Annotated in this window: 1 protein-coding gene; it reads right to left on the bottom strand. The window is 78.4% G+C overall.

Annotation, left to right across the window (positions count from 1 at the left end):
- On the bottom strand, positions 1-1,518 hold a 1,518-nt coding region (gene lanM / locus ABD308_RS33915; protein WP_344343595.1), incomplete at both ends, for a type 2 lanthipeptide synthetase LanM.

Below are 1,518 nucleotides of genomic sequence, written 5' to 3'. Positions count from 1 at the left end.
TGAGCGCCACCGCCGGGCCGGTCCACGCCGCGCCCAGCGGATCGCCGAGCAGGCGGGCGAGTTCGGCCAGCGCGTAGGCGATGCCGCCGAGGCCGGCGAAGGCGCCCGAGCCGACGGCGGCCGGGTGGTCGGGGTGGGCGGCCAGCGCGTCGAACAGCCCGGGCAGCGGCGCGAGGGCCCGTCGGGCGACCTCGGCGTAGCGGTCGGTCCCGGTGAGCGCGGCGAGCTGGGCGAGGAACAGCGCGGTGCCGGTGTACCCGCCGGCCAGGTCCGCGCCGAGCGGGCGCACCCGCCAGTAGCGGTCGGCGAGCAGTTCGAGACCGAGCCAGTTGGTGCGCGAGCGGCCCTGGTAGGCGGCCGCCACCAGCTGGTCGCCGAGGCCGCGGGCGGCGGCCAGCAGCTGTTCGGGCTCGGGCGCGGTGGCCCAGACGTTCTCCGGTACCGGGCGGCCCGGCCGGTGGGCGGGGGTGCCGGCGGCGCCCGCCATGGCCGCGCGGACGATCCACTCCTGGTCCTTGCGGTCGACGGCGCCGAGCGCGGCGAGCTTGGCCTCGACCCGGGTCAGCCCCGCCTCGAACAGCTCGCCGGGCAGCCGGCGGCCGTCGGAGGTCCACAGGTCGCGCGAGCCGGGCCGGGCGGTGAACAGCGGGACGTCGCCGCTCCACAGGTCGGCGACCTCGTGGCCGGCCAGCCCGGGACGGCCCGGGTCGTCCACCGCGTCGGTGCGCAGCAGGTCGAGCACGGCCTGCCGGGCGCCCGCCTCGCGCAGCACGTCCGGGTGGGTGGACTCGTCGAGCAGCCGGGCGTAGACCCGGGTGGCGCGCGGCACCACCCGCACCTCGGCGTCCGCGAAGGCGCGCAACAGGCCGCGCGGGCCGATGAGTTCGTCCCGGCCCTCGGCGAGCGCGGCGTACCCGGCGCGGAAGCCGGCCACCAGCGCCTCGGTGTGCTCGGCGGGTTCGACGGGCGCGCCGCCCAGCCGGGGCCGGTTGTGCGCCTCTCCGAACGGGCGGGGGCGGCGCACCAGCCGCATCTCGTCGGTGCCGGCCGCCGACCAGTCCACGCCGTCGATGGGGGACAGCCGCCGTCCGGTGCAGCCGCCGCCGATGCCGGAGACGTCCACCGCGCCGTCGTCGCCGATCAGCAGCTGCGGCAGCAGGCCGACCTGGTGCACGGACTCGGCGAGCGCGCGGGCCGCCGGGTCCTCGGTGGGCACGGGGCCGCCGGCCGGCGGGTGGAACAGCGTCTCGACGTCCACCAGCACCGGCTGGTCCCCGCAGGCGACCAGGTTCTCGAAGTGCAGGTCGGTGCCGTCCAGCACGTGCAGCAGGGCGAGCAGCGCGCCCTGGCGCCGGTAGAAGCGCTCGACGTCGTAGCGGGTCAGACAGGGGCGGGCCTCGGCGTACTCGGTCCAGCCGTACGGGCCCCGGTCGAGCACGCCCAGCGCGCGCAGCCGCGGCACCCCGGGCCGCCCGCCGTACCAGCCGAGCAGCGTGTTGAAGTGCCGGTGCGCGGCGG

The sequence above is a fragment of the Kitasatospora putterlickiae genome, assembly GCF_039527695.1.
Taxonomy (GTDB): Bacteria; Actinomycetota; Actinomycetes; order Streptomycetales; family Streptomycetaceae; genus Kitasatospora; species Kitasatospora putterlickiae.
Note: the sequence above shows the minus strand (reverse complement) of the source record. Positions and strands in the feature narration are given on the sequence as shown.